Raw genomic sequence first — 26084 nt, 5'->3', positions numbered from 1 at the left:
GTTAACCTGCAAAAATAATACGGAGTTTGCTATGAGCAACAAAGGGCAATTGTTACAAGACCCGTTTTTGAACGCACTGCGAAAAGAGCATGTGCCGGTGTCGATCTATCTGGTCAACGGCATCAAGCTGCAAGGCAATATTGAATCGTTCGACCAGTACGTCGTGTTGCTCCGGAATACAGTTACCCAGATGGTCTACAAGCACGCCATTTCCACGGTCGTGCCAGCGCGTCCGGTGAATTTCCACCCGGATGCTGAAACGCCCTAAACCTCGCAGCGTCCGGTGCGACGGCATGAATAAACATGCTAATTCACCGGTCGCTTCAAAATGAAAACATCAATTTGATCAACGCAGCGCTTGTGGGTGTCGACTTCGGGAAAATCGATTTCGACGCCAGTCTCGAAGAACTCAGTCTGCTCGCACAAAGTGCGGGCGCCCATCCCGCCGTTACCCTGACCGGCCGTCGTTCCAGCCCTGATGCCAAGATGTTTGTCGGCAGCGGCAAAGTCGAAGAGCTGCGCCTCGCGTGCGTTGCCAACGACGTGGAACTCGTCATTTTCAATCACGCCTTGGCGCCCGCGCAGCAGCGCAATCTGGAAACCGCGCTGGAACTGCGCGTGATCGACCGGACCAGTCTCATCCTCGATATTTTTGCGCAGCGTGCCCGTAGTCACGAAGGCAAGCTGCAGGTCGAACTCGCGCAACTCCAGTACTTGTCCACGCGGTTGATTCGCGCGTGGACTCACCTCGAGCGCCAGAAGGGCGGTATCGGTTTGCGCGGACCGGGTGAAACGCAGCTTGAAACCGACCGCCGGCTGATCGGCGAGCGGATCAAGGCGTTGAAGGCGCGGCTGGCGAAGCTGCAGCGCCAGCACGGCACGCAGCGCCGCCAGCGCGAGCGCAACCGGACCACGTCGGTGTCGCTCGTGGGTTATACGAATGCGGGCAAGTCAACGTTGTTCAATGCGTTGACAAAGGCGCAAGCCTACGCGGCGGACCAGTTGTTCGCCACGCTCGATACCACTTCGCGCCGGATCTATCTCGGTGAGGAAGCGGGGCAGGCGGTGATATCGGATACGGTGGGTTTCATTCGCGACCTGCCTCACCAGCTTGTCGCGGCGTTCCGCGCGACGCTCGAGGAAACCGTTCAGTCCGACTTGCTGCTGCACGTGGTGGATGCGTCGAGCATGGTGCGGCTCGATCAGATCGAAGAAGTGAACAAGGTGCTGAGCAGCATTGGCGCCGACGGCGTTCCGCAGATTCTCGTGTTCAACAAGATCGATGCGGTGCCTGAGCTCGCGGCCCGCAACGATGCGGTTGAAAGGGACGAGTATGGTAATATTTTGCGCGTCTTTTTGAGCGCGAGAACGGGTCAGGGACTCGACGCGCTGCGCGCGGCAATCGCCGAATTTGCGGCTTCCGAACCTAAAGATAACAACGAGTACACGGAACTTCCGGACGGCACAATCGTGCCGGAGTCCATGGATAGCACATCCGACGACGGAACCACGCTACCGGAAGACCACCGGCCAGCCGACGAAAGTGAAGACCGCAAGGTCCCCGAGCACGGGCACTGATCTGTTCCGATTTGCATTGACCCGGCTGTCTAATGGTGAATCACCGAGTGAACGACTACAACGAGCGGAGTACCCGGCAGCTTTCGCATGCCGTCTTTTCGATCAACGATCCGCGCTGGGGGCGGGGCGACGGCAATGGCGACACTAAAGGCCAGGATCCGAAACGTCCGCAGGAACAGAAGCGTCCATCGAAGGACAAGGACGGTGAGGGACCGCCGGATCTCGACGAAATGTGGCGCGACTTCAACAAGAAGCTCGCGGGCCTGTTCGGCAAGAAGCCGGCGGGCGGCGGTCCGCGTCCGGATAACGGCCGTGGCGCGAAGATCGGCTTCGGGATTGTTGTCGGTGCGTTGATTGCGATCTATCTCGGCAGCGGCGTGTTTGTCGTGCAGGACGGCAATGTGGGCGTCGTGTCGCGCTTTGGCAAGTACGAAGGCCAGGCCGAGCAGGGCGTGCACTGGCGCTTGCCATATCCGTTCGAGTCGCACGAGATCGTCAATACGTCGCAGATCCGTTCGGTGGATATCGGGCGCAACAACACGCTCACACATGCCAATGTTCGCGACGCGTCGCTGCTCACGCACGACGCGGATATCGTCGACGTTCGCTTTGCCGTGCAGTATCAGATCAAGTCGGCAACGGATTACCTGTTCCGCAATCTCGATCCCGAACAGAACGTGACGGAGTCGGCGCAGGCCGCCATTCGCGAGATCGCCGGTACGCACAGCACGGACGAGTTGCTCTTCAAGGATCACGAAGCATTGCGCGCAAAGCTGGTCGATCGCATTCAGGCATCGCTGGATGCTTACCAGACCGGCTTGCAGGTGACCGGCGTGACCATTCAAAGCGTGCAGGTGCCGGCTCAGGTTCAACCCGCGTTCGAAGAAGCGGCGAAGGTGCGCCAGGACAACGAACGCGCGGTGGATACCGCCAAGGCCTACGCCGACCAGCTTCTGCCGCGTGCGAAGACCGACGCGGCGCGCATGATCGACGAAGCCAAGGGCTATAGCAACCGGGCCGTTTCGCAGGCGCAAGGCAATGCCGAGCGCTTCAAGCAGGTTTATGCAGAATATTCGAAGGCGCCGGCAGTGATTCGTCAACGCATGTATCTGGAAACAATGCAGCAGATCTATTCGCGGGCGACGAAGGTATTCGTCGACAGCAAGAGTTCCAATAACGTGGTCTATCTGCCGCTCGACAAGCTCGTCGATGCAAACCGTCAGCGCGCGAATGCGGCCGCGCCGGCAAGCGGCGCGCCGGAGGCATCGGCTGCCGCGCCGAATCAGCCGGTTGGCGCTGCGCCCGCAGGTGTCGCCGGTATAGGCGGCTCGATCACGCAGGACGCGCGTGCCGAAAGCGCGCAGGCCGCGTCAGCGGTCGCGGCGCAAACCGCGTCCGCCAGCATCGAAGCGAGCGCGGCGGCTTCTTCCCCGGCGTCGGCATCGGCGAAAACGACCGGTGGTGATCCATTGCGCTCGCGCGACGCGTTCCGTTCGCGTTCGCGTGAAGACGACACGCAATGAGGGGCGCGATCATGAATCGAATCGTGGCTCTCGTAGTTGCCGTGGTGGTCGTGTTGTTCATCGGCTCTTCCATGATGTTCGTGGTCGACGAACGCCACGCCGGCGTGGTTACCGCGCATGGTGGCGGCGAGCCGAAGCTCGTCACGCCCGGCCTGCATTTCAAGCTGCCGCCGCCGTTCCAGACGCTTACGCTGATCGACACGCGCACGCTCACGCTCGATGAAGCGGGCACGGACCGTTTCAATACGTCCGACCAGAACGAGGTGATTGCCAATACGGTCATCAAGTATCGCGTCGCGGATCCGCTCAAGCTTTTTGAAAGCAACGAGAAGAACACGCAGACAGCGCAGGACCGGCTGGCCGCGCTCACGCGCACCGCGCTGACCTCGTCGTTCACCAAGCGGACACTTGGCGACGTGCTCGGCGAGCAGCAGGCTATTGGCACGGAAGCGCAGAAGGCGATCGAGCAGCCGGCAGCGGCGTTCGGCGTGGAACTCGTGGACGTGCAGCTCACGCGCATCGACTTTCCGGCCGCGGTGGCGGATTCGGTCTACAAGCGCATGATCGCGGCGCGCCAGCAGGCGGCGGCTGAAGAGCGCGCGAAGGGCACGGCCGACGCCGACGCCATCAAGGCCAACGCGGATCGCCAGCAAGAAGCCATTCTCGCCGACGCCTACAAGGAAGCGCAGACCATCAAGGGCGAGGGCGACGGCCGGGCTGCGTCGATTGCCGCCGACGCGTACGGCGTCGATCCGCAGTTCTACCAGTTCTATCAAAGCCTCGAAGCGTATAAAAAGACGTTCAATGCCGGCGACGTGATGGTTGTCGATCCGGGCAGCGATTTCTTCCGCTTCATGCGCAGCCCGAATGGCGCCGCGCCGAGCGCCGCCGATGCCACCCCCCCGGCGCTCGCGCGCAAGCGCTGAGCTTCCGAAGCGCCGCGGTGCGAGCCGCGGCGCAATTTATCGAATGGACATGGCTGCATCGTTACTGCTCGCGATTGCGTTGATGCTGATTATCGAAGGGATGTTTCCGTTCGTCTTCCCGAACTCCTGGCGCGACACGTTCCGCCGGATCGCCCAGCGCCCGCCGCATCAGATTCGCATCGGCGGCCTGATCGCGATGGTGCTTGGCGTGATTCTGCTGCTGATTGCGACCTGAAATGCCGCCGGGCGAGCCGGCCCGAAACCGCCAGTAGCCGCCCGCAGATCAAAAGATTATCCTGACCGACCGGCGATGCCACGTCCACCCGCACCGCCGCGCTCAAAAACGTTCCTTAGGAAACGCCCCGATGTCCACCTGGTTACTCCCTGAGAATATTGCCGACGTCTTGCCGTCCGAGGCGCGCAAGATCGAAGAATTGCGCCGCCGGCTGCTCGACCGTTTTCGTTCGTATGGCTACGAGCTCGTAATGCCGCCGATGCTTGAGTACATCGAGTCACTGTTGACGGGCGGCGGCCGCGACCTGGACCTGCGCACGTTCAAGCTTGTCGACCAGTTGTCCGGACGCACGCTCGGCATGCGCGCTGACATTACGCCGCAGGTATCGCGTATCGATGCGCATTTGCTCAACCGGCAAGGCGTGACGCGCCTTTGCTATGCGGGCAACGTGCTGCATACGCGGCCGCGCGGCTTGCATGCGACGCGCGAGCAGATTCAGATTGGCGCGGAAATTTACGGTCATGCGGGTCTTGAGGCGGATCTCGAGATCCAGCAGTTGATGCTCGATTCGCTGCATCTGAGCGGCCTGAACAAAGTGCGCCTTGACTTGTGCCATTCGGGTGTTCTGCGGGCTTTGCTCGAACTGGAACCGGCTGCGGCCGCGCTTGGCGAATCGCTCTACGCCGCGCTCGCGGCCAAAGACGTGCCGCGCCTGAACGAATTGACGGCGAAGCTCGGCGATGTCACCCGCGACGCCCTGCGCGCGTTGCCGTCGCTGTACGGCGATGCGTCGGTGCTCGAAGACGCGCGCGCCCGACTGCCGAACCTGCCGGCGATTTCCCGCGCGCTCGATGACCTCGCGTTCCTCGCGCATCAGGCCAATGGCGCCGAACTGATGATCGATCTCGCCGATCTTCGCGGCTATGCGTATCACAGCGGCGTGATGTTCTCGGCTTATGTGGACGGCGTGCCGAACGCGGTGGCGCGCGGCGGGCGTTACGACGACGTGGGCCTCGCCTACGGACGCGCGCGTCCGGCGACGGGTTTCTCGCTGGACCTGCGCGAAGTTGCGCGCATTTCTCCAATCGACGCCCGCGGCAGTGCGGTGCTCGCGCCCTGGAATCACGACGAACCGCTGCGCGCCGCGGTTGCGCAACTGCGCGATGCTGGCGAAGTGGTGATCCAGGCGTTGCCTGGACACGACCATGATCTCGACGAGTTCGCATTCGACCGCGTGCTGGTCGAGCGCGACGGGAAATGGGTCGTCGAGGCCCGTTCCTAGCGGCTCCGGCGTTTGCCTACGCGATTCAGGGCGGCAAGCGTCAGACAAGACTCCAGCCTCATCCAATCGACACAAAGTCGATAAGCGTTCGCAAATACCGGGAAAAACTCGGAACCTTCGGCGAACATAGGTAAAATGCTTTTTTAACCAGCTATCAAATTGACATGTCTGCCAGCGCAGTGAATGTGAACCCGGGGCGCAACGTCGTCGTGGTCGGCACCCAGTGGGGTGATGAGGGCAAGGGCAAGATCGTCGACTGGTTGACGGACCACGCCCAGGGCGTCGTGCGCTTCCAGGGCGGTCACAACGCCGGCCATACGCTGATTATCGGCGGCAAGAAGACCATCCTCCGCCTGATTCCGTCGGGCATCATGCGCGCCGGCACGGCTTGCTACATTGGCAATGGCGTGGTCTTGTCGCCGGAAGCGCTGTTCAAGGAAATCGGCGAACTGGAAGCGGTCGGTGTCGACGTCCAGAAGCGCCTGTTCATTTCCGAAGCCGCCAACCTGATCCTTCCGTATCACATTGCCATTGACCAGGCGCGCGAAGCGCGTCGCGGCGCGGCGAAGATCGGCACGACAGGACGCGGCATTGGTCCGGCGTATGAAGACAAGGTCGGCCGCCGCGGACTGCGTGTGCAGGACCTGTACGACCGTGAAGTGTTTGCCGAACGCCTGCGCGAAACACTGGACTTCCATAACTTCGTGCTGACCGGTTACCTCGGCGCGGCCGCCGTGGACTATCAGGAAACGCTCGACACCATGTTCGGCTATGCCGAGCGCCTCGCGCCCATGGTGACGGACGTTTCGCGCCGTCTTTACGACGAAAACCACGCTGGCCGCAACCTGTTGTTCGAAGGTGCGCAAGGCACGCTGCTCGACATCGACCACGGCACGTATCCGTATGTCACGTCGAGCAATTGCGTGGCGGGCGCTGCAACGGCGGGCGCGGGCGTGGGTCCGCAGAAGCTCAATTACATTCTCGGCATCACGAAAGCGTACTGCACGCGCGTGGGCGCAGGACCGTTCCCGAGCGAGTTGTACGATGCGGACAACATACATCGTCAGGAACAGATCGGCCTGACGCTTGCGACGGTTGGCAAGGAGTTCGGCTCGGTCACGGGGCGTCCGCGCCGCACCGGCTGGCTCGACGCCGCCGCGCTGCGCCGTTCCATCCAGATCAACGGCATCTCGGGCCTGTGCATGACCAAGCTCGACGTGCTGGACGGACTGGACGAAGTGAAGCTGTGCGTGGGCTACAAGCTCGAAGGCAAGGACGTCGACATCCTGCCGCGCGGCGCGTCGGAAGTGGCGCGTTGCGAGCCGGTGTACGAGACGTTTGGCGGCTGGAAGGAAAGCACCATCGGCATTACGCAATGGGACAGCTTGCCGGAAACCGCGCGCAAATATCTGTCGCGGGTGCAGGAAGTGGCGGGCGTGCCTATCGACATGGTGTCGACAGGTCCGGACCGCGACGAGACCATCCTGCTGCGTCATCCGTTCAAGGTTTAAGACCTTGAGCGTCTAGCCAAGACCCAAGTGGCCGCGAATGTGCGGCCACTTTGCATTTTCAACCGCTTTACGTATTCATAGAACATTGACCATGATCGCGATGAAAGACCCGCGCAACGACGACCGCAACCTTTGGGTGGGCTGGGACGAATATCACCGCCTGATCGAGTTGCTGGCGCTTTCGGTGCACGACTCGGGCTGGAAGTTCGACAATATCCTGTGTCTGGCGCGTGGCGGACTGCGCGTGGGCGACCAGCTTTCGCGCATCTACGATCTGCCGCTCGCCATCCTGGCGACGAGTTCCTACCGTGAGGCGGCGGGCACGGAGCAGGGCGCGCTCGATATCGGTCAATACATCACGATGACGCGAGGCGAGTTGTCCGGTAACGTGCTGCTGGTCGACGATCTGGTCGATTCGGGGGTCACGCTTTCGCGCGTTCAGCAGCATTTGAAGGAGCGTTATCCCGCGGTGACGGCGGTACGCTCGGCCGTGCTCTGGTACAAAGGCTGTTCCAAGGTCAAGCCCGACTATTACGTTCAGTTTCTTGAAACGAATCCGTGGATTCATCAGCCGTTCGAGGAGTGGGACACGGTCCGGCCGCACAACCTCGGTGCGTGGATCAAGCGCGGCCTGCACGACGAGCGCAACTGATTCTTCCACTTCCCTTTCTGCACCAAAATCAAAATGCCGTTCGATAGCCTGTTAGCATGCTCGGACGGCATTTTCACGATCATCGCCCATGCATCTTAGTGACTTCACCGCAATGTCAAATCGCTTCATCTTCATGGTCGTCGCGGTATCACAACACGACGGTGGGACAGCAGGCCCGGCGTTAGAATGGCGTTCGTTTTTTCCGATCAGGACGGCTCCCCCGCGTTTATGACAACAATGACCCACGCGCACGAGCGCAAACAACCGTTGCCTGCCCTGGCGCTCGCCGCTATTGGCGTAGTGTTCGGCGACATTGGTACGAGCCCGCTCTATGCCCTGAAAGAGGCGTTCAGCAAATCACACGGCATCGAGCTCAATGAAGCTGCCATCCTTGGGGTTATTTCGCTGCTGTTCTGGGCGATCGTGATCGTGGTGGGCATCAAATATGTGCTTTTCGTCATGCGCGCGGACAATAACGGCGAAGGCGGCGTGCTCGCGCTCATGACGCTGGCGTTGCGCACGCTGAAAGAATCTGGCCGGGCGACCGGCGTGCTGATGATGCTCGGCATCTTCGGCGCCTGCATGTTCTACGGCGACGCGGTGATTACGCCTGCAATGTCGGTGATTTCGGCGGTGGAAGGGCTGGAAATCGCCTCGCCGAAGCTCGCGAATTACGTGATCCCGATCACCATCGTCATTCTCGTGATGCTGTTCTGGATTCAGCGGCGCGGCACGTCGGTGGTGGGCAAGCTGTTCGGCCCGATCATGCTCGTGTGGTTCGTCACGCTTGCCGTAATGGGCGTGTTTCATATCGTGCAAATGCCGCGCGTGCTGGTCGCGCTGAATCCGTATTACGCGTTTTCGTTCATGCAGGCGCATGTGTTGCAGGCGTATATTGTGTTGGGTTCGGTCGTGCTGGTGCTGACCGGCGCCGAGGCACTCTATGCCGACATGGGCCACTTTGGCGCCAAGCCAATCCGATACGGCTGGTACGGCCTCGTCATGCCCTCGCTGCTGCTCAACTATTTCGGCCAGGGCGCGCTCCTGATGCACTCGCCCGAAGCGCGCGAAAGCCCGTTCTTCCTGATGGCGCCTGACTGGGCGCTGCTGCCGCTTGTGATCTTGTCGACCATCGCGACTGTGATCGCGTCGCAAGCCGTGATTTCGGGCGCGTATTCGCTGACGAGCCAGGCCATTCAGCTGGGTTACGTGCCGCGCATGAAGATTCTGCATACCTCGGATCTGGCCATCGGGCAGATCTATATTCCGGTCGTGAACTGGATGCTGTTGTTCATCATCCTGTGCATCGTGATTGGCTTCAAGAGCTCGGAGAATCTCGCGGCGGCATATGGGCTTGCCGTTACGGCGACCATGCTGGTCACGACCATTCTTGCGTCGGTCGTGATGACCAAACTGTGGGGCTGGAACAAGTTCCTGGTGGGCGGAATCATCAGCGTGTTTTTTATTATCGATGTCGGATTCTTCGGCGCGAGCCTGCTCAAGATCGAGCAGGGCGGCTGGCTGCCGCTGGGTATCGGCGGCGTATTGTTCTTCCTGCTGATGACGTGGTTCAAGGGCCGCATGATCGTCAAGGACCGGACAGCCGCCGATGGTATTCCGCTCATGCCGTTTCTGCAGGGCCTGCTTGCGCACCCGCCGCATCGCGTATCCGGCACGGCGATCTACCTGACCGGCAGCGATTCGCTTGTGCCAGTGAGCTTGTTGCATAACCTGAAACACAACAAGGTCCTGCACGAGCGAACGATTTTCCTGAATTTCGCGACGCGCGATGTCCCGTATGTGGACGACAGCACGCGCGTGGAAGTAAAGGACGCGGGCGGCGGGTTGTTCCTCGTAAAAGCTCAGTATGGGTTCAATGAAACGCCGGATGTGAAAGCCGTTTTGCACGAAATCGGGCGCACGCACGACATGACGTTCGAGCTCATGGACACGTCGTTCTTCATGGCGCGCGAGACAGTCGTGCCGACGCAGTTGCCGGGCATGTCGGTGTGGCGCGAGCGCGTGTTTGCGTGGATGCACCAGAACGCCGCGAAGCCCACGGACTTCTTCAGCATTCCGGCGAACCGCGTGGTCGAGCTTGGAACGAAGATCGAGATTTGAGCGCTGTGTTGTTGACTGATCGATGAAAAGAAACGGCCCATCTTTCGATGGGCCGTTCTTGTTTCTGCCTTGCCGATTCGTGGCGGATTATTTCTTCAGTTTCGCGAATGCCGCCGCCATTGCGCTTGCCGCTTCCGGCTCGCGACGGCCGCCGCCGTTGCCATTGCTGTTGCCCCGTACATCGCGAGCGCTGCCACCACCGCCCCGACGATCCTGCCCGCCGCGTTGCTGTTGCTGCGGCGAAGCGCCTTCAGGCGTGAAGTCGTCGTCAAGACGCATGGTCAGCGCGATGCGCTGGCGCTTCACATCGGTTTCCAGCACTTTCACCTTCACAACCTGACCCGCCTTCACGACTTCGTGCGGGTCCTTGATGAACTTGGTCGACATCGCCGACACATGCACGAGTCCGTCCTGATGCACGCCAATGTCGATAAACGCGCCAAACGCCGCCACGTTCGTGACCACGCCTTCCAGGATCATCCCCGGCGTCAGATCAGAAAGTTTTTCGACGCCTTCGCGGAACGTGGCCGTCTTGAACTCGGGACGTGGATCCCGGCCCGGCTTTTCGAGCTCGGCCAGAATGTCGCGGATGGTGGGAAGACCAAAACGCTCATCGACGAAATCCGCTGGCGACAGACCCGATAAAGCTTCGCGCTTGCCCATGACATCGGCGGCGTGCTTCTTGATCTTCGCCAGGATTCGCTCGACGACCGGATACGCCTCCGGGTGCACCGAAGAACGATCCAGCGGATTCACGCCGTTATTGATGCGCAAAAAACCAGCGGCCTGCTCGAAGGTTTTATCGCCGAGACGGGGGACTTTCTTCAACTGGTCGCGCGACGCGAAGGGACCATTGGTATCGCGGAAATCGACGATATTGCGTGCCAATGTCGCATTCAATCCCGAGACCCGCGCCAGCAGCGCGACCGATGCCGTATTCGCATCCACGCCGACCGCGTTCACGCAATCCTCGACCACGGCGTCCAGCGAGCGCGCGAGTTCGCGCTGATTCACGTCGTGCTGATACTGGCCCACGCCGATCGCTTTGGGGTCGATCTTGACGAGTTCGGCGAGCGGATCCTGCAGCCGCCGCGCGATGGAAACAGCGCCGCGCAAGGTCACGTCGAGATCGGGAAATTCCTTCGATGCCAGTTCGGATGCCGAATAAATCGATGCACCTGCTTCCGACACCACGATCTTCTGCAACTTCAACTCGGGGTGTTTCGCAATTAATTCGCTCGCGAGCTTGTCCGTTTCGCGCGACGCGGTGCCGTTGCCAATGCTGATCAGTTCGGCTTGCGTTTGCGCCGCGATGCGCGCGAGCTTGGCAAGCGAGCCGTCCCAGTCGCGTCGCGGTTCGTGCGGGTAGATGACATCGGTTGCAAGCAGCTTGCCGGTGCGATCCACGACCGCCACTTTCACGCCCGTGCGCATGCCCGGATCGAGTCCGATCACCGCTTTCGGACCCGCCGGCGCCGCCAGCAAAAGATCTTTCAGGTTGCGCGCGAACACACGGATTGCTTCGCCTTCGGCTTCTTCGCGCAGGTTCGTGAGCAGATCGTTTTCAATATTCGGCTGCACCTTCACGCGCCAGCACCAGCGGCAGACGTCGGCCAGCCATTTGTCGGCGGGGCGGCCTTGATTGGCGATGCCTACGTGGTTCGCGATCAGCGTCTCGCCCGGGTGCGGCACTTGTGCGTCGAGTTCTCCGCCCAATCCCAGCTTGACGGACAGAATGCCCGCATTGCGACCGCGAAACAGCGCCAGCGCGCGATGCGACGGCACCGTGCGAATGGTTTCTGAGTAATCGTAATAATCGCGGAATTTCTCGCCTTCTTCGGTTTCCTTGCCTTCGACCACGGTCGATATCACGCTGCCCTGCTTGAACAGATATTCGCGCACCTTGCCGAGAATCTCCGCGGTTTCGCCAAATTGCTCCGAAAGAATGTCGCGGGCGCCATCGAGCGCGGCCTTGGTATCGGCGACGCCTTTTTCCGTATCCACATAACGCGCGGCTTCCGTTTGCGGATCGAGCTTCGGGTCGGCGAGGAGGGCGTCCGCAAGCGGCTGCAGGCCGGCTTCGCGGGCGATCATCGCGCGGGTGCGGCGCTTCGGCTTATACGGGAGATACAGGTCCTCGAGCACCTGCTTGCTGTCGGCGCCTTCAATGGCGGCGCGCAGTTCGGGCGTGAGCTTGCCTTGTTCGTCGATGCTCAGGACAATCGCCGCGCGCCGGTCCTCGAGTTCGCGAAGATAAACGAGCCGTTCCTCGAGCGTGCGCAATTGCGTGTCGTCGAGATTGCCTGTCACTTCCTTTCTATAACGGGCGATAAACGGAACGGTGGACCCTTCGTCGAGAAGTTGCACGGTGGCGGCGACCTGGCGCGGCTGCACGTTCAACTCGGTGGCGATGCGCTGGACAATCTTGAGTGCTACGGTTTCCGTCATGGGTGTCTGCGTCTGCCTGCTGGCTCATCAGGGGCTTTCGCGCGCCGCGCATTTCACTTGAATCCGCGCGAACACGTTTGCCGGGTTGGTGAAGCGGGGCATTTTGCCATAAATGCCGGAGGCCTCCGGCGCGCGGTGATAGAATTTCGCCATCGTAGAAGCTGCATTTCAATACATTGTTCAACACGCTGGCCACCACGTTGCCGACCTCCCGCCCTTTGTCCGTTTTGCCGACTGCTCCAGTCGATTCGTTGGCCGCGCGTCACACGCGTCACGTTGCGCGCTCCTACTCGCGATGGCTTCGTTCACTTGGTGCCGTGGTGGCCGTGCTGGCGTGCGCGGGTTTTGTGCACGGAGCCATGGCGCAGACGCCGAAGCCTATCAATCCGGGCACCTCGGTGACGGAATCGCCGCTTGACAACGCCAGCGCGACCGGTGCGAATGCCGCCAATGCAGCGGACGCGGACACGAACGGTTTCGGCGCGCGTCAAAAAGCGCTGGACGTGCGCAGCGAGGAAAACAACTATCGATATGCGGTCAAGCAGCACGACTGTTACAGCAACTTTTTCGTCAATCATTGCCTCAATGCCGCCCGGGCGGAGAAACGCGATGTGAGCCAGCAGATCCGCAAGGAGCAGCTCGCGCTAGACGACGAACAACGCTTGCAACACGCACAGCAGCGCGACCAGCAGACTGCGATCAAGCGCGCGCAATACGAAGCGGAAGCGCCGCAGCGCGCGGCGAGTGAAAAGGCGAGCGCGGAATCGTTCGCTGAAAAGCAGCGCCAGAACGCACTGTCCGAAGCGCAGCGTAAAGCCGAAGCACCGCAGCGTGCGCAGAACCAGGCGGATTACGACCGCAAGCAGGCGGATTACCAGAAGAAACTCGACGATGCCGCCGCGCGCGGCGTGCAGGACGCACGCAATCGCGACGAGAAGGCCGCGCGCTTCGAAGCGAAGCAGCGCGACGCCGCCGAGCACCAGGCGGAAGTTCAGGCACGGCAGAAGGAAGCGGCTGTCAAACAGCAGCAGCGCGCGCAGCAGGAAGCCGCGGATCGCGCGCATCAGGAGCAACTCAAGCAGCAGCAACAGCCGAAGTAAGCTGACGAAGGTCGGAATGTGGACAGCAACCTCGGGCGATGCCGCCAGTGATTCCGAGCGGTTCGCCGCGACGAGAGGAGCCGAACATGCACGCATATCCTGCAGCAGCAGTGGACACGGGTACGATCCGCGAGCGTATCGGGCAGTTGCAGGCGGAGCATCATGGCCTCGACAGCCTGATTGGCAAGATGGCGGATGTGCCGGGCATCAACGAGCTGGAAATCAGGCGCCTGAAAAAGCGCAAGCTCAAGGTCAAGGACACGATCATCCTGCTGCAGTTACAGTTGGAACCGGACGCGCGCTGAAACGGCGTCACGCACTTCAGCGGCGCGCGCGGCAAGACACCCACGCTACAAAGCAGGAACCTTCCCTTTGAATTCGCCCGACAACGCCGTGACAGACAACGCGGAATCCGTGCTGAAGCCGGACGCGAAAGCGGGTGTCGCCGACACATCGCTTTCGCTCACGCTTGGCGCCAAACGCCGCACCGAACTCGACGCGATTTTTGCTGCCGAGGGCTTGCTGGCGCGTCAAATCGATGGTTATCGCTCGCGCGCGTCGCAAATCGACATGGCGCGCGCAGTCGCGGCCGCAATGGAAGCGTCCGGCCGCGCCATGCCCGAACCCGCCATGTTCGACGCACAACGCCGTCCCGCGCGCAAGCTGGGTCCTTCGGATGCGCCAGTGGCCGTCGAGGAAAACGGGGACGAGGTAGGCCTTGCGACCGCCTCCACGGGCGTGGATGGCGGCGAGAACACGTTGATCGTGGAAGCCGGGACAGGGACGGGCAAGACCTTCGCGTATCTCGTGCCGGCCATGTTATGGGGCGGCAAGGTGATCGTCTCGACCGGCACCAAGCATTTGCAGGACCAGCTTTTCCAGCGCGACATTCCGACTGTGCGCGACGCGCTCGCGGTGCCGGTTTCCGTTGCGATGCTCAAAGGCCGCGCGAATTATCTATGCCATTACTACCTGCAGCGCACCGCTGATAACGGCCGCTTGCCGACGCGCCAGGACACGGCGCATTTGCAGGAGATCATCCGCTTCGCGAAGATCACGCGCACCGGCGACAAAGCTGAACTTGCAAGCGTGCCCGAGAATTCGCCGGTCTGGCCAATGGTCACGTCCACGCGCGACAATTGTCTTGGCCAGGAATGCCCGCAGTACAAGGAATGCTTCGTGATGCAGGCGCGGCGCGAGGCGCAGCAGGCTGACATCGTGGTGGTGAATCACCACCTCTTTTTCGCCGATGTCATGCTCCGCGACACCGGCATGGCCGAGTTGCTGCCGACCGCGAACACCATCATCTTCGACGAAGCGCACCAGCTTCCCGAAACGGCGACGCTCTTTTTCGGCGAGACCGTTTCCACCACGCAGTTTCTCGAACTGGCACGCGACGCGGTCGCCGAAGGCCTGAGCCACGCGCGCGATTTCTCCGACTGGACCAAACTCGGCGCGGCGCTGGAACGCGCGGCGCGCGATGTGCGGCTTGCGTTCAAGGAAGACTCGGTGCGCATGTCGCTCGGCCAGCTCGCCGACAATCATCCTTTGTTCGAGGCCCTCGACACGCTCGAAGCGCATCTCGATGCGCTCACGGCAGCGCTGAACGCTCATGCTGAACGGGCGGAATCTCTGGGTGCGTTGCAGCGGCGCGCTCGCGAACTGCAGGGTTTGCTGGGCGGCTGGACCGCGCCGCCTACGCCTGTTGAAAAAGCGGTCGCGCAGGAAAAAGACGCCGCCACGAAGGCCGATCCAAACGAAATGGTCCGATGGATCGAGGTGTTCTCGCACACGGTCCAGTTGCATGAAACGCCGCTGTCCGTTGCGCCGATTTTTTCGAAGCAGCGCGCGGGCGTGCCGCGTGCGTGGATCTTCACCTCGGCGACGTTATCCGTGCGTGGCGACTTCACGCATTACGCCGCGCAAATGGGCCTGAACGCGCGGCGCTCCATGACGCTGCCCAGTCCCTTCGATTACCCAGCGCAAGGCTTGCTGTACGTGCCGCGCAACTTGCCGCAACCGTCGTCGCCGAATTTCACCGACGCCGTATTCGACGCTGCCTTGCCTGTCATCGAGGCATCGAAGGGTGGCGTGTTTTTCCTGTGTACCACGCTACGCGCCGTCGATCGTATTGCGAACCGCTTGCGCGACACAATCGAGCGGCGCGGCTGGGATTATCCGCTGCTGGTTCAAGGCGACGCGAGCCGCACCGAATTGCTCGACCGTTTCCGTTCTTATGGCAATGCGATCCTGGTCGGCAGCCAGAGTTTCTGGGAGGGCGTGGACGTGCGCGGCGACGCGCTGTCGCTGGTGGTCATCGACAAGCTGCCGTTTGCGCCGCCCGACGATCCGGTGCTGTCGGCGAGACTGGATGCGCTGACGAAGAAAGGCTTGAGTCCGTTTGCCGTGCATCAGTTGCCGCAGGCGGTGATCACGCTCAAGCAGGGCGCGGGGCGACTGATCCGCGCGGAAACGGATCGCGGCGTGCTGATGATCTGCGATACCCGTCTCGTCGATAAACCTTATGGCCGGCGTATCTGGCAAAGCCTGCCGCCGTTCAAGCGCACACGGGAAATAGAAGTGGTGCGCGCATTCTTCACTGATCCTGAAACGGCGATAGCGCAAGCAGGCGAATAGGCAAAACGCAGGCAAAACGCTTCGATTCAGACGCGCACATAACAAAAAACCCGGCTTTCAAAAGCCGGGTTTTTAATTTCTACGATCAACGCATCAACGTGCTTACCAGATCTGCCACCAGGACTTGTTTTCCTTGCCCGGCCGTGACTTGCCGGTGATATACGGGCTGTCCGGGAACGTGGCGGCCAGCACGCGCTTCGTGTCGCCTTCCAGTTGCGGCTGGTCCAGCTTTCCATACGACAGCATCATGATATGCAATGCATCTTCGGTAGCGGGCGCATTCCTGTATTCGCGAATGGCCAGTTGCGCGCGATTGATCGCGGCCACATAAGCACCACGCCGATAGTAATAATCGGCAGCATGAACCTCATGCGAAGCAAGTGCGTTCACGATATAGCGCATGCGCTGCGCCGCATCCGGCGCGTACTTGCTTTGCGGATAACGGTCGACCACGACCTTGAACGCATCGTACGATTCGCGCAGCGACTTCGGATCGCGCTCGCTCATGTCCTGACCGGAGAAGCGGCCGAACAGACCGAGGTCGTCGTTGAAGTGGATCATGCCCTTCAGGTAATACGCGTAGGCAATGTCCGGATGATCCGGGTGCAGCTTGATGAAGCGGTCAATGGCGGCGTCGGCCGATGCGGTTTCACCGTCTTTCCAGTTGCAATATGCAACGTTGATCTGCGCCTGTTGCGCAAAATGTCCGAACGGGTCGCGGCCTTCGAGGCCTTCGAAGTACTTCGCGCATTTGCCAAAGTCGCCGCCGGTCAGCGCATCCTGCGCCTCCGAGTATAATTTGCCGTTATTCCACGTTGCCGTTTCGTCGGTTTTCTCGGGCAAACCATGACAGCCCGCGACAAAAACGGCACCCGCAGCCAGCGCCGCAACCCTGACAGACGAATTCGACGATAGCCTGATCAACCGGCGCACAGGGTTCAAAACGGTTTTCAAAGCTTGATTCACGGCTCGCATCAGTGCTTGCATTTTCTAGCTCATGCCTTTCTGGCTAATTCCCAGCTTTCAGTCTAAATGACCCGCTCAAGTACAAGTCGTACCAAAGATCGCAGCAAAGATTATAGCCCAAGCACATCGGCCGACGACGCACGTCCGGACGATTTGACCGCATTGGAGCGTGAAACGCAGACGCCCGATGCGCCTGTTTCTACCAACCTGCACGCGCGCCGCGCCGATGCCGAAACGCCGCGAACGATTGCTGTGCCGGACGAGTACGCCGGCGAGCGCCTCGACAAGGTCATGGCGCGCCTGTTCCCGGAATTCTCGCGCAGCCGCCTGCAGACGTGGATCGACGCACAGCGCGTACAGGTCGACGGCGCGCCGGCCAAGGTCCGTCAGCCTGTGCCTCTGGGCGCCACGATCACGCTGATTCCCGATCTCCTGCCCGAGCAGCTTGCGTTCACGCCGGAACCGGTGCCGCTCGACATCGTTTATGAAGACGACGCGCTCGTGGTCATCAACAAGCCGGCCGGCATGGTCGTGCATCCGGCCGCGGGCAACTGGAGCGGTACGCTGCTCAACGGCCTGCTTTACCGATATGGCGACGCCGCCGCTGGCTTGCCGCGCGCGGGTATCGTGCATCGGCTGGACAAGGAGACTTCCGGACTCATGGTCGTTGCCCGCACGCTCGAGGCGCAAACCATCCTCACGCGCCAGTTGCAGGCGCGCACGGTGAAGCGCCGCTACGTCGCGCTGGTGTGGGGAACGATGCCGGACGAGGGCACGATCGACGCGCCCATCGGCCGCGATCCGCGCGACCGCACGCGCATGGCGGTGGTCGAGAGCGCGTCGGGGAAATACGCCCGCACGCATTACCGCACCATCGACCGGGCGATGTGGAACCAGCAGCCCGTGTCCGCCGTGCATTGCGATCTCGATACCGGCCGTACACACCAGATTCGCGTGCATTGCGCGCATATCCGCCATCCGTTGCTGGGCGACCCGATCTACGGCCACGCGCGCGGCAAGCGCTCCGTGCAGCCGCTTCCCGATGGTTTCAACCGGCAGGCGCTCCACGCGTGGCGGCTCGGCCTGATTCACCCGACCACGGGGCGCGACATAAGCTGGCGCGCGGACGTGCCTGACGACATTGAAGCGCTGGCGGCGGAACTCGGGCTTGGCCGGGATGAATCGACGGATCTCGATCCGGAAGACGAGGATTTCATCGAGGAAGAGGGCTACGACGCCCGGGCGCGCGCCGGCTGGGATGAGTCGCAGCCAATTGAATACGACGAAGATGACGACGAGGAATGAGCGCGATGAGCCAATCTTCCCCCGCCGCTTTTTTGGACCACGCGCCGCTTCGTCACGACGATTGTCTCTGGCCTGACTGGTCGGTCGGACCGGCGGCGGTATCGAAGCGTGTGCGTGCGCTTGCGACCACGCGCAATGGCGGCGTGAGCCGGGCGCCGTTCGGCGGGGCCAACGGCCGGGGCGGCTTGAATCTTGGCTTGCACACCGGCGACGCGCCGGAAGCGGTGCTTGAAAACCGCCGCCGCGTGGTTGAGTTGACGGGGGCGCCTATTGCGTGGCTTACGCAGGTGCATGGCGTCGATATCGAAGCAGCGGGCGAGGTGATCGACCGCTGTGCGGGTTCTCCCGCATCGGAGGTCAAGGCGGACGCCGTTGTGACCGATCGCGCGGGCGCTGTGTGCGCGGTGATGGTGGCGGATTGCCTGCCGGTGCTTTTCTGCGATACCGCCGGCCGCGCGGTAGGCGCCGCGCACGCGGGGTGGCGCGGACTTGCTGGCGGTATCGTGGAAAAGACTGCGTTGCGAGTGGCACGTATCGCCGGCGCCCGCATGGAAACACTGCATGCATGGCTTGGACCGGCGGTCGGACCGGCGGCTTTCGAAGTTGGCGAGGATGTGCTCGATGCATTCGCGAGTGCAGCCGATCCCGCGCACCAAGACGCCGTGGCCGCCGCGTTCGTTGCGCGCGAGCAAAAGGGCAAATACCTTGCCAATCTTTATGCGCTCGCGCGTCTGCGGCTGGAACTGGCGGGTGTCTTGCCGCAGAACGTGCACGGCGCAACGCACTGCACGTTTAACGAAGCCGAACGGTTCTATTCGTACAGGCGGGAGCGGACAACCGGTCGCATGGCCGCGATGATCTGGCTCGCCGATTGAACTTCGCGGCGCTGCACCGGAGCGCATGCATGGCATTTATGTTGCGCAACAAATTTCATCGGCCGATCGCTTGATTACATCGGGAAAACGATGATGAAAAAAATATCGCACTGCGTCAAAATCAAGGCGACGCATTGACACGCCTTGCACCGTGGAGCAAGAATGTTTCACAAAGCGCACGGCGTAAGCAAGGTCACATCATCGCGGTTGGACGCTCACGCGCGCGGCACTTCATTCGCGATGATTCCCGACGCGGCTCCACGTCACGCCTCTCTCAGCAACTCAGTCTTTCGGGACGCTTAGGTCAAACGCGGATATGGCTGCCTCCAGATCGTCTTCTTCATCCTCGCCGGGTTCGTCGCCAGATTCGTCACGTCAGTCGGCTAAAGCCAAGGCTGCCACGGATGCTGCACCGGACTCTCCGTTTGGCATGCCAGGCGCGGATCCCGCCGGCGTGCAAAAGATGTTCGAGCAGTGGCTCAATACATGGCGCTCGGTCGCCGATCCTGCTCTGTGGCAAAAGCTTGTCGCACAAGCCAATCCGGGCCAGGGGTCGCCGGCTTCTGCAAATCCGTTCGCCACCATGAGCGCGATGCCGGGCTTTGCCGGGTTTCCGGGTTTTTCCGGCAGCAATGGCAACCTCCAGTCGATGTTCCCGCCCGTGTCCGGCATGCCCGCCATGCCGAAAATCCCGATGGCCGCCATCCCCGCACAGCGCCTGCAGGAACTGCAGTCCGGTTTCTCGCGCGACGCCACGGAACTCATGAAGCAGGCGAGCGCGCAGAGCATCGATTTGTCGGCGTTGAAGGACCGGCGCTTTAGTGGAACCGCATGGCAATCCACGCCCGGTTTCGCGTTTGCCGCCGCATGGTATGTGCTGAACGCGCGGTATCTGCAGGAACTCGCGGAAGCGGTCGAAGGCGACGCCAAGACGCGCGAACGGATTCGCTTCGCCGTGCAGCAATGGGCGGCCGCGGCGTCGCCGAGCAACTACATTGCATTGAATCCGGACGCACAGAAGGCATTGATCGAAAGCCGTGGAGAAAGCCTGCAAAAGGGCATGATGAATCTGCTTGGCGACATGCAGCGCGGCAAGATCCAGCAAAGCGATGAATCCGGTTTCGTGGTGGGCAAGAACATCGCCACCACGCAAGGCTCGGTCGTGTTCGAAAACGACCTGCTGCAACTGATCCAGTACACGCCGCATACCGCGACGGTTCGCGAGCGGCCGTTGTTGATCGTGCCGCCTTGCATCAACAAGTTTTATATCCTGGACTTGCAGCCGGAAGGCTCGCTCGTCGGTCATGCGCTCGACGCCGGCCATCAGGTTTTCATGATCTCGTGGCGTAATGCGGATGCGACGATCGCGCACAAGACGTGGGACGATTACATCGACGAAGGCGTACTTACGCCTATCGATGTGGTCAAGCAGATCAGCGGGCGCGAGCAGATCAACACGCTTGGCTTCTGCGTGGGCGGCACCATGCTCGCGACCGCGCTGGCCGTGCTGGCCGCGCGCGGAGAACATCCGGCGGCGTCCATGACCTTGCTCACCGCCATGCTCGATTTCTCGGACACGGGCGTGCTGGATGTGTTTATCGATGAACAGCACGTGAAGATGCGCGAGCAGACTATCGGCGGTCAGGACGGCGCGCCTGTGGGTCTCATGCGCGGCGTCGAGTTTGCGAACACCTTCTCGTATCTGCGCCCGAACGACCTGGTGTGGAACTACGTGGTGGACAACTACCTGAAGGGCCGCACGCCGCAGGCGTTCGACCTGCTCTACTGGAACAGCGACTCCACCAATCTTCCCGGACCGATGTTCGTCTGGTATCTGCGCAACACGTATCTGGAAAATCGCCTGTGCAACCCCGGCGAACTTACGACGTGCGGCGAACCGGTGGATTTGTCGCTGATCGACGTGCCTACGTTCCTGTACGGATCGCGCGAGGATCACATCGTGCCGTGGACGGCGGCTTACGCGTCCGCGCCGTTGCTGACCGGGCCGCAGACGTTCGTGCTCGGCGCGTCGGGACATATTGCGGGCGTGATCAATCCGCCGTCCAAGAACAAGCGCAGTTTCTGGAAGCTGGACACGGACGGCAAAACCCTGCCTGACTCGGCCGATGACTGGTTCGAAGGCGCGACCGAGCATCCGGGCAGTTGGTGGACGACGTGGACCGCGTGGCTCGATGGTTACGGCGGCAAGAAAGTGAAGCCGAAGCCGGAACTCGGATCGGAGGATTTCCCGGTGATCGAGCCGGCGCCGGGGCGGTATGTCTTGCAGCGGGATCAGTGATCGGCGTGGGAGCGGGCGAACAAGCGCGGGAAGGCCGAATGCGGACCAGACCTGATTGCAATTCGTCCGCGACGGGTCAACAGTAAGCGGGTAATGACGCAAGACCCGGATACGGTCGAGAGCGCTGCCCGCATTGCCTGATACACATCGCGTGATGCATCGAGCCGGCAAGTTGTGAGCCGGCGCACACCCGGCTATTACTTTCGATACTCATAGGGAACTGAAAATGACAGACGTAGTGATCGTATCGGCCGCACGGACGGCCGTCGGCAAATTCGGCGGGTCGCTGGCGAAGATCGCCGCGCCTGATCTTGGCGCAGTCGTGCTGCGCGCGGTGCTGGAGCGCGCCAACCTGAAACCCGAGCAGATCAGCGAAGTGATCCTCGGCCAGGTGCTGACGGCGGGTTCCGGCCAGAATCCGGCGCGCCAGGCGCTGATCAAGGCGGGCTTCCCGAACGCGGTGCCCGGCATGACCATCAACAAGGTGTGCGGCTCGGGCCTGAAGGCCGTCATGCTCGCGGCGAACGCGATCATTGCCGGCGACGCCGAGATCGTGGTTGCCGGCGGCCAGGAAAACATGAGCGCGGCGCCGCATGTGCTGCCGGGTTCGCGCGACGGTTTCCGCATGGGCGACGCCAAGCTGATCGATTCCATGATCGTCGACGGCCTGTGGGATGCGTTCAATTCCATCCACATGGGCGTCACGGCCGAAAACGTCGCGAAGGAATATGGCATTTCGCGCGCGGATCAGGACGCATTTGCTGCGTTGTCGCAGAACAAGGCGGAAGCGGCGCAAAAATCCGGCCGTTTCGACGATGAAATCGTGGCTGTCGAGATTCCGCAACGCAAAGGCGACCCCGTGCGCTTCGCCACCGACGAATTCGTGCGTCACGGCGTGACGGCGGAATCGCTGGCGTCGCTCAAACCGGCGTTTTCGAAGGAAGGCACGGTGACGGCCGCCAACGCATCCGGATTGAACGACGGCGCCGCGGCCGTGATCGTGATGTCGGCGAAGAAAGCCGATGCGCTCGGCCTGACGCCGCTCGCGCGGATCAAGGCGTACGCGAACGCGGGCGTCGATCCTAAGGTGATGGGCATGGGCCCGGTGCCGGCATCGAAGCGATGTCTCGAACGTGCCGGCTGGTCGGTGGGCGACCTCGACCTGATGGAGATCAACGAAGCTTTCGCGGCTCAGGCGCTGGCGGTGCATCAGCAAATGGGCTGGGATACATCGAAGATAAACGTGAACGGCGGCGCCATCGCCATCGGCCATCCGATTGGCGCGTCCGGTTGCCGGATTCTCGTCACGCTGCTGCACGAGATGCAAAAACGGGATGCGAAGAAGGGGCTGGCGTCGCTGTGCATTGGCGGCGGCATGGGCGTGGCGCTCGCACTCGAGCGCCCTTGAGGGAGACCGTGCGAACGAGCACGGCGCGCTGTTCCAGCGCGCATAACGATAACCGGAGCGAGCAATGACTAAACGAGTAGCGTACGTAACGGGCGGCATGGGCGGCATTGGCACGAGCATCTGCCAGCGGCTGCATAAGGACGGGTTCACGGTTGTCGCCGGCTGCGGGCCGAATTCGCCACGCCGGGTCAAATGGCTCGATGAACAAAAGGCGCTCGGCTACGACTTCATTGCCTCGGAGGGCAACGTGGGCGACTGGGAGTCGACCAAGAATGCCTTCGACAAAGTCAAGGCCGAAGTCGGCGAGATCGACGTGCTGGTGAACAACGCCGGCATCACGCGGGACGTCGTGTTCCGCAAGATGACCCACGAAGACTGGACGGCGGTCATCGATACCAACCTGACGAGTCTCTTCAACGTGACCAAGCAGGTGATCGACGGCATGGTCGAGCGTGGGTTCGGGCGCATCATCAATATTTCGTCGGTGAACGGTCAGAAAGGGCAGTTCGGCCAGACGAACTATTCGACGGCGAAGGCCGGCATTCACGGCTTCACCATGGCGCTGGCGCAGGAAGTTGCGACCAAGGGCGTGACGGTCAATACCATTTCGCCGGGGTATATCGGCACCGACATGGTGAAGTCGATCCGTCCGGACGTGCTGGAGAAAATCGTCGCGACCATTCCTGTACGCCGGCTCGGCCGGCCGGAGGAAATCGGGTCGATCGTGGCGTGGCTGGCATCGGAGGAATCGGGTTTCTCGACCGGCGCCGACTTCTCGCTGAATGGCGGCCTGCATATGGGCTGAGGGCGCGAAGGCGCTCCGGGCGGCGTGAAAGATCAGGGAGACCTTCTGCGCCGTTGCCCGTGACCCTCGGCGCCCACTACGAACCGGTGGCTTCCGTTGCTGGAAGCACATGAAGTCCGCCGGCACAGTTCGAGTTTTGCGTTTAAAGGCGTTACATGACCACTACAAAGAAATCCGCCGAACGGCTCATAAAAAAATATCCGAATCGCCGGCTCTACGATACCGAAACCAGCACCTACATCACGCTTTCCGACGTCAAGCAGCTCGTGCTCGACCAGGAAGACTTCAAGGTGATGGACGCCAAGTCGTCCGAGGATCTGACGCGCAGCATCCTGCTGCAGATCATTCTGGAGGAGGAGAGTGGCGGGCTGCCGATGTTTTCGTCGGTCATGCTTTCGCAGATCATCCGTTTCTACGGCAACGCCATGCAGGGGATGATGGGCACGTATCTGGAAAAGAACATCCAGGCGTTCATCGATATCCAGCACAAGCTCACCGACCAGTCGAAGGGCTTGATCGAAGGCGGCAATGGCACGCAGTTGAACCCGGAAGTGTGGTCGCAGTTCATGAACATGCAGGCGCCCATGATGCAGGGGATGATGACGAGCTATATCGAGCAATCGAAGAACATGTTCGTGCAGATGCAGGAGCAGATGCAGAACCAGGCGAAATCGATGTTCAGCACGTTTCCGTTTCCGAATCCGAATCCAACGGGGACGGGTGGCCCGGGGGAGAAGAAGTAGGGGTGCGATGGGTTGACGCCCCAGGCTGTCGACCCGTCAATCCCGCTTTGTCCACTCCATACGCCATTCCTCCCCATCCGCCTCACGGTACAATACCGCTTTGCAGCGCAGCGCCCACGGCGAATAGTCGCCCTGTGGCGGATGCCGCGCCGGTTATTGCCTCTCCAAGCGTCTTTTGTCCTGCTTTTCAGCGGTGACGCTCACGGCAGCACGCGCGCCGCTGCGCTCGTTAGCTTCGTGCCCGCCGGCTCGCCCAAGCCACGCGGCACTCACATCGCCAGAACACACTATGTCCCTGATCACCACGCCCACAGCCCCCAAAGTGGGGTTCGTAAGCCTTGGATGCCCGAAAGCCCTGGTCGACTCCGAACAGATCATCACGCAACTGCGCGCTGAAGGTTACGAAATTTCGAGCTCCTACGACGGCGCTGATCTCGTCGTCGTGAACACCTGCGGTTTTATCGATGAAGCCGTGCAGGAAAGCCTCGACGCCATCGGCGAAGCGCTGCACGAAAACGGCAAGGTGATCGTGACCGGTTGTCTCGGAGCGAAAAAAAGTGCCAGCGGGACGGGCCTGATCGAGGAAGTGCATCCGAAAGTGCTGGCGGTGACCGGTCCGCATGCGACTGCCGAAGTCATGATCCACGTGCATCAGCATTTGCCCAAGCCGCACGATCCGTTCGTCGATCTCGTGCCGCCCGCCGGCATCAAGCTCACGCCGCGCCATTATGCGTATCTGAAGATATCGGAAGGCTGCAATCATCGCTGCACGTTCTGCATCATTCCGTCGATGCGCGGCGATCTGGTCTCGCGTCCCATCGCCGACGTGATGCTCGAAGCCGAAAACCTGTTCAAATCCGGCGTCAAGGAATTGCTCGTGATCTCGCAGGACACGAGCGCATATGGCGTCGATGTCAAATACCGCACCGGTTTCTGGAACGGCAAGCCGGTCAAGACGCGCATGACCGATCTCGTCGGCGCGCTTGGCGAACTGGCGGCGCAGTACGGCGCATGGGTGCGCCTGCACTACGTTTATCCGTATCCGAGCGTGGACGAGGTCATTCCGCTGATGGCCGAAGGTCCGCTCAAAGGCCACGTGCTGCCGTATCTCGATGTGCCATTCCAGCACGCGCATCCTGAAGTGCTCAAGCGCATGAAACGCCCGGCGAACGCCGAAAAGGTGCTCGAACGCGTGCAGAAATGGCGCGCCATGTGTCCGGATCTGACGATCCGCAGCACGTTCATCGCGGGCTTTCCTGGTGAGACGGAAGAGCAGTTTCAAACCTTGCTGGACTTTATTCGTATCGCCGACCTGGATCGTGTGGGCTGTTTCGCCTATTCACCGGTCGAAGGTGCAACGGCGAACGAACTCGATGGCGCGTTGCCCGACGAAGTCCGCGAAGAACGCCGCGCGCGGTTCATGGAACTGGCCGAGGAGTTGTCGGCCGCGCGCATGAAGCGCAAGGTGGGCAAGACGCTGAAAGTGCTGGTCGATGAAATCAGCGTCGAGGGTGGCGTCGGACGTACCGCGGCGGACGCGCCCGAGATCGACGGCGTGGTGTATATCGAGCCGGCGAAGAAGGCGTCCAAACGCTACAAGGCGGGCGACTTCGTTTCGGTGAAGATCACCGGCGCCGACGGCCACGACCTGTGGGGCGAAGTTTAAATAG

The 26084-nt window shown here is 61.5% G+C and carries 22 protein-coding genes; 19 read left to right on the top strand and 3 right to left on the bottom strand.

Annotation, left to right across the window (positions count from 1 at the left end; all coding sequences use genetic code 11):
- The first annotated feature begins 31 nt into the window (after positions 1 to 31).
- The 9 genes from hfq (at position 32) to ACRWA7_RS25400 (ending at position 9828) form a co-directional block, all read left to right on the top strand.
- On the top strand, positions 32 to 268 hold the full coding sequence (gene hfq, locus ACRWA7_RS25440) for an RNA chaperone Hfq (protein ID WP_031356421.1): 237 nt from the start codon (positions 32 to 34) through the stop codon (positions 266 to 268).
- Between the two features lie 35 nt (positions 269 to 303).
- Entirely contained in the window at positions 304 to 1578 is a 1275-nt protein-coding gene (gene hflX / locus ACRWA7_RS25435; RefSeq protein WP_060856285.1) for a GTPase HflX, read from the top strand.
- Between the two features lie 47 nt (positions 1579 to 1625).
- On the top strand, positions 1626 to 3101 hold the full coding sequence (hflK, locus tag ACRWA7_RS25430; protein WP_438393023.1) for an FtsH protease activity modulator HflK: 1476 nt from the start codon (positions 1626 to 1628) through the stop codon (positions 3099 to 3101).
- Positions 3102 to 3112: 11 nt separating this feature from the next.
- The gene (gene hflC, locus ACRWA7_RS25425; RefSeq protein WP_438393021.1) at positions 3113 to 4027 is read left to right on the top strand and encodes a protease modulator HflC; all 915 of its coding nucleotides are present in this window, start codon (positions 3113 to 3115) and stop codon (positions 4025 to 4027) included.
- Between the two features lie 43 nt (positions 4028 to 4070).
- Positions 4071 to 4262 (top strand): DUF2065 domain-containing protein, encoded by a 192-nt coding sequence (locus ACRWA7_RS25420; protein WP_047897627.1) that lies wholly within the window; start codon positions 4071 to 4073, stop codon positions 4260 to 4262.
- A 130-nt stretch (positions 4263 to 4392) separates the two neighbouring features.
- Positions 4393 to 5544: an ATP phosphoribosyltransferase regulatory subunit gene (locus ACRWA7_RS25415; RefSeq protein WP_060856283.1), complete on the top strand. Its 1152-nt coding sequence runs from the start codon at positions 4393 to 4395 to the stop codon at positions 5542 to 5544.
- Between the two features lie 164 nt (positions 5545 to 5708).
- Entirely contained in the window at positions 5709 to 7055 is a 1347-nt protein-coding gene (locus ACRWA7_RS25410; RefSeq protein WP_438393020.1) for an adenylosuccinate synthase, read from the top strand.
- Positions 7056 to 7146: 91 nt separating this feature from the next.
- Positions 7147 to 7707 carry a phosphoribosyltransferase gene (locus ACRWA7_RS25405; RefSeq protein ID WP_060856281.1) on the top strand — a complete coding sequence of 187 codons (561 nt, stop codon included), beginning with the start codon at positions 7147 to 7149 and terminating at the stop codon, positions 7705 to 7707.
- A gap of 228 nt (positions 7708 to 7935) precedes the next feature.
- A complete protein-coding gene (locus ACRWA7_RS25400; protein WP_060856356.1) occupies positions 7936 to 9828 on the top strand; it encodes a potassium transporter Kup in 1893 nt (630 codons plus the stop codon).
- A gap of 87 nt (positions 9829 to 9915) precedes the next feature.
- On the opposite strand, the gene ACRWA7_RS25395 is transcribed toward ACRWA7_RS25400, so the two are convergent.
- Together ACRWA7_RS25395 and ACRWA7_RS25390 are read right to left on the bottom strand one after the other, a co-directional pair.
- Positions 9916 to 12276: a Tex family protein gene (locus ACRWA7_RS25395; protein WP_438393018.1), complete on the bottom strand. Its 2361-nt coding sequence runs from the start codon at positions 12274 to 12276 to the stop codon at positions 9916 to 9918.
- 27 nt (positions 12277 to 12303) lie between these two features.
- Positions 12304 to 12429, bottom strand: a complete 126-nt coding sequence (locus ACRWA7_RS25390) for a hypothetical protein (protein ID WP_279616264.1) — start codon at positions 12427 to 12429, stop codon at positions 12304 to 12306.
- Positions 12430 to 12635: 206 nt separating this feature from the next.
- Here ACRWA7_RS25390 and ACRWA7_RS25385 point away from each other — a divergent pair, with 206 nt between their 5' ends.
- The 3 genes from ACRWA7_RS25385 (at position 12636) to ACRWA7_RS25375 (ending at position 16013) form a co-directional block, all read left to right on the top strand.
- Positions 12636 to 13376: a hypothetical protein gene (locus ACRWA7_RS25385; RefSeq protein WP_060856279.1), complete on the top strand. Its 741-nt coding sequence runs from the start codon at positions 12636 to 12638 to the stop codon at positions 13374 to 13376.
- Between the two features lie 86 nt (positions 13377 to 13462).
- Entirely contained in the window at positions 13463 to 13681 is a 219-nt protein-coding gene (locus ACRWA7_RS25380) for a DUF465 domain-containing protein (protein ID WP_060856278.1), read from the top strand.
- Positions 13682 to 13790: 109 nt separating this feature from the next.
- Complete coding sequence (locus tag ACRWA7_RS25375; RefSeq protein WP_438396779.1) at positions 13791 to 16013, top strand: ATP-dependent DNA helicase; 2223 nt, start codon at positions 13791 to 13793, stop codon at positions 16011 to 16013.
- 102 nt (positions 16014 to 16115) lie between these two features.
- Here ACRWA7_RS25375 and ACRWA7_RS25370 read toward each other — a convergent pair whose 3' ends face one another.
- The gene (locus tag ACRWA7_RS25370; RefSeq protein WP_438396778.1) at positions 16116 to 16988 is read right to left on the bottom strand and encodes an outer membrane protein assembly factor BamD; all 873 of its coding nucleotides are present in this window, start codon (positions 16986 to 16988) and stop codon (positions 16116 to 16118) included.
- Between the two features lie 57 nt (positions 16989 to 17045).
- Between ACRWA7_RS25370 and ACRWA7_RS25365 the strand changes: the two genes are divergently transcribed.
- From ACRWA7_RS25365 to rimO, 7 genes are all read left to right on the top strand, one after another.
- Positions 17046 to 18284, top strand: a complete 1239-nt coding sequence (locus ACRWA7_RS25365; protein ID WP_438393017.1) for an RluA family pseudouridine synthase — start codon at positions 17046 to 17048, stop codon at positions 18282 to 18284.
- A gap of 5 nt (positions 18285 to 18289) precedes the next feature.
- A complete protein-coding gene (pgeF, locus tag ACRWA7_RS25360) occupies positions 18290 to 19159 on the top strand; it encodes a peptidoglycan editing factor PgeF (protein ID WP_438393015.1) in 870 nt (289 codons plus the stop codon).
- A gap of 316 nt (positions 19160 to 19475) precedes the next feature.
- Positions 19476 to 21458 (top strand): PHA/PHB synthase family protein, encoded by a 1983-nt coding sequence (locus tag ACRWA7_RS25355; RefSeq protein WP_438393013.1) that lies wholly within the window; start codon positions 19476 to 19478, stop codon positions 21456 to 21458.
- A 226-nt stretch (positions 21459 to 21684) separates the two neighbouring features.
- The gene (locus tag ACRWA7_RS25350) at positions 21685 to 22866 is read left to right on the top strand and encodes an acetyl-CoA C-acetyltransferase (RefSeq protein ID WP_438393012.1); all 1182 of its coding nucleotides are present in this window, start codon (positions 21685 to 21687) and stop codon (positions 22864 to 22866) included.
- A 64-nt stretch (positions 22867 to 22930) separates the two neighbouring features.
- Entirely contained in the window at positions 22931 to 23671 is a 741-nt protein-coding gene (locus tag ACRWA7_RS25345; protein ID WP_060856275.1) for a 3-ketoacyl-ACP reductase, read from the top strand.
- A 155-nt stretch (positions 23672 to 23826) separates the two neighbouring features.
- Positions 23827 to 24414 (top strand): polyhydroxyalkanoate synthesis repressor PhaR, encoded by a 588-nt coding sequence (phaR, locus tag ACRWA7_RS25340; RefSeq protein WP_060856274.1) that lies wholly within the window; start codon positions 23827 to 23829, stop codon positions 24412 to 24414.
- 289 nt (positions 24415 to 24703) lie between these two features.
- Positions 24704 to 26080 carry a 30S ribosomal protein S12 methylthiotransferase RimO gene (gene rimO / locus ACRWA7_RS25335; RefSeq protein ID WP_438393009.1) on the top strand — a complete coding sequence of 459 codons (1377 nt, stop codon included), beginning with the start codon at positions 24704 to 24706 and terminating at the stop codon, positions 26078 to 26080.
- The last annotated feature ends 4 nt before the right edge of the window (positions 26081 to 26084 follow it).

Source organism: Caballeronia sp. DA-9 (genome assembly GCF_051615025.1).
GTDB classification, from domain to species: Bacteria; Pseudomonadota; Gammaproteobacteria; order Burkholderiales; family Burkholderiaceae; genus Caballeronia; species Caballeronia sordidicola.
The sequence above is the reverse complement of the archived record's forward strand: the minus strand, read 5'-3'. Positions and strand labels throughout refer to the sequence as shown.

Excerpts from the sequence above, each read along its gene's own strand:
- hfq (WP_031356421.1), top strand. The coding sequence starts at position 32 with ATGAGCAACAAAGGGCAATTGTTACAAGACCCGTTTTTGAACGCACTG.
- hflX (WP_060856285.1), top strand. The coding sequence starts at position 304 with ATGCTAATTCACCGGTCGCTTCAAAATGAAAACATCAATTTGATCAAC.
- hflC (WP_438393021.1), top strand. The coding sequence starts at position 3,113 with ATGAATCGAATCGTGGCTCTCGTAGTTGCCGTGGTGGTCGTGTTGTTC.
- ACRWA7_RS25420 (WP_047897627.1), top strand. The coding sequence starts at position 4,071 with ATGGACATGGCTGCATCGTTACTGCTCGCGATTGCGTTGATGCTGATT.
- ACRWA7_RS25415 (WP_060856283.1), top strand. The coding sequence starts at position 4,393 with ATGTCCACCTGGTTACTCCCTGAGAATATTGCCGACGTCTTGCCGTCC.
- ACRWA7_RS25410 (WP_438393020.1), top strand. The coding sequence starts at position 5,709 with ATGTCTGCCAGCGCAGTGAATGTGAACCCGGGGCGCAACGTCGTCGTG.
- ACRWA7_RS25405 (WP_060856281.1), top strand. The coding sequence starts at position 7,147 with ATGATCGCGATGAAAGACCCGCGCAACGACGACCGCAACCTTTGGGTG.
- ACRWA7_RS25400 (WP_060856356.1), top strand. The coding sequence starts at position 7,936 with ATGACAACAATGACCCACGCGCACGAGCGCAAACAACCGTTGCCTGCC.
- ACRWA7_RS25395 (WP_438393018.1), bottom strand. The coding sequence starts at position 12,276 with ATGACGGAAACCGTAGCACTCAAGATTGTCCAGCGCATCGCCACCGAG.
- ACRWA7_RS25390 (WP_279616264.1), bottom strand. The coding sequence starts at position 12,429 with ATGGCGAAATTCTATCACCGCGCGCCGGAGGCCTCCGGCATTTATGGC.
- ACRWA7_RS25385 (WP_060856279.1), top strand. The coding sequence starts at position 12,636 with ATGGCGCAGACGCCGAAGCCTATCAATCCGGGCACCTCGGTGACGGAA.
- ACRWA7_RS25380 (WP_060856278.1), top strand. The coding sequence starts at position 13,463 with ATGCACGCATATCCTGCAGCAGCAGTGGACACGGGTACGATCCGCGAG.
- ACRWA7_RS25370 (WP_438396778.1), bottom strand. The coding sequence starts at position 16,988 with ATGCGAGCCGTGAATCAAGCTTTGAAAACCGTTTTGAACCCTGTGCGC.
- ACRWA7_RS25365 (WP_438393017.1), top strand. The coding sequence starts at position 17,046 with ATGACCCGCTCAAGTACAAGTCGTACCAAAGATCGCAGCAAAGATTAT.
- pgeF (WP_438393015.1), top strand. The coding sequence starts at position 18,290 with ATGAGCCAATCTTCCCCCGCCGCTTTTTTGGACCACGCGCCGCTTCGT.
- ACRWA7_RS25355 (WP_438393013.1), top strand. The coding sequence starts at position 19,476 with ATGGCTGCCTCCAGATCGTCTTCTTCATCCTCGCCGGGTTCGTCGCCA.
- ACRWA7_RS25350 (WP_438393012.1), top strand. The coding sequence starts at position 21,685 with ATGACAGACGTAGTGATCGTATCGGCCGCACGGACGGCCGTCGGCAAA.
- ACRWA7_RS25345 (WP_060856275.1), top strand. The coding sequence starts at position 22,931 with ATGACTAAACGAGTAGCGTACGTAACGGGCGGCATGGGCGGCATTGGC.
- phaR (WP_060856274.1), top strand. The coding sequence starts at position 23,827 with ATGACCACTACAAAGAAATCCGCCGAACGGCTCATAAAAAAATATCCG.
- rimO (WP_438393009.1), top strand. The coding sequence starts at position 24,704 with ATGTCCCTGATCACCACGCCCACAGCCCCCAAAGTGGGGTTCGTAAGC.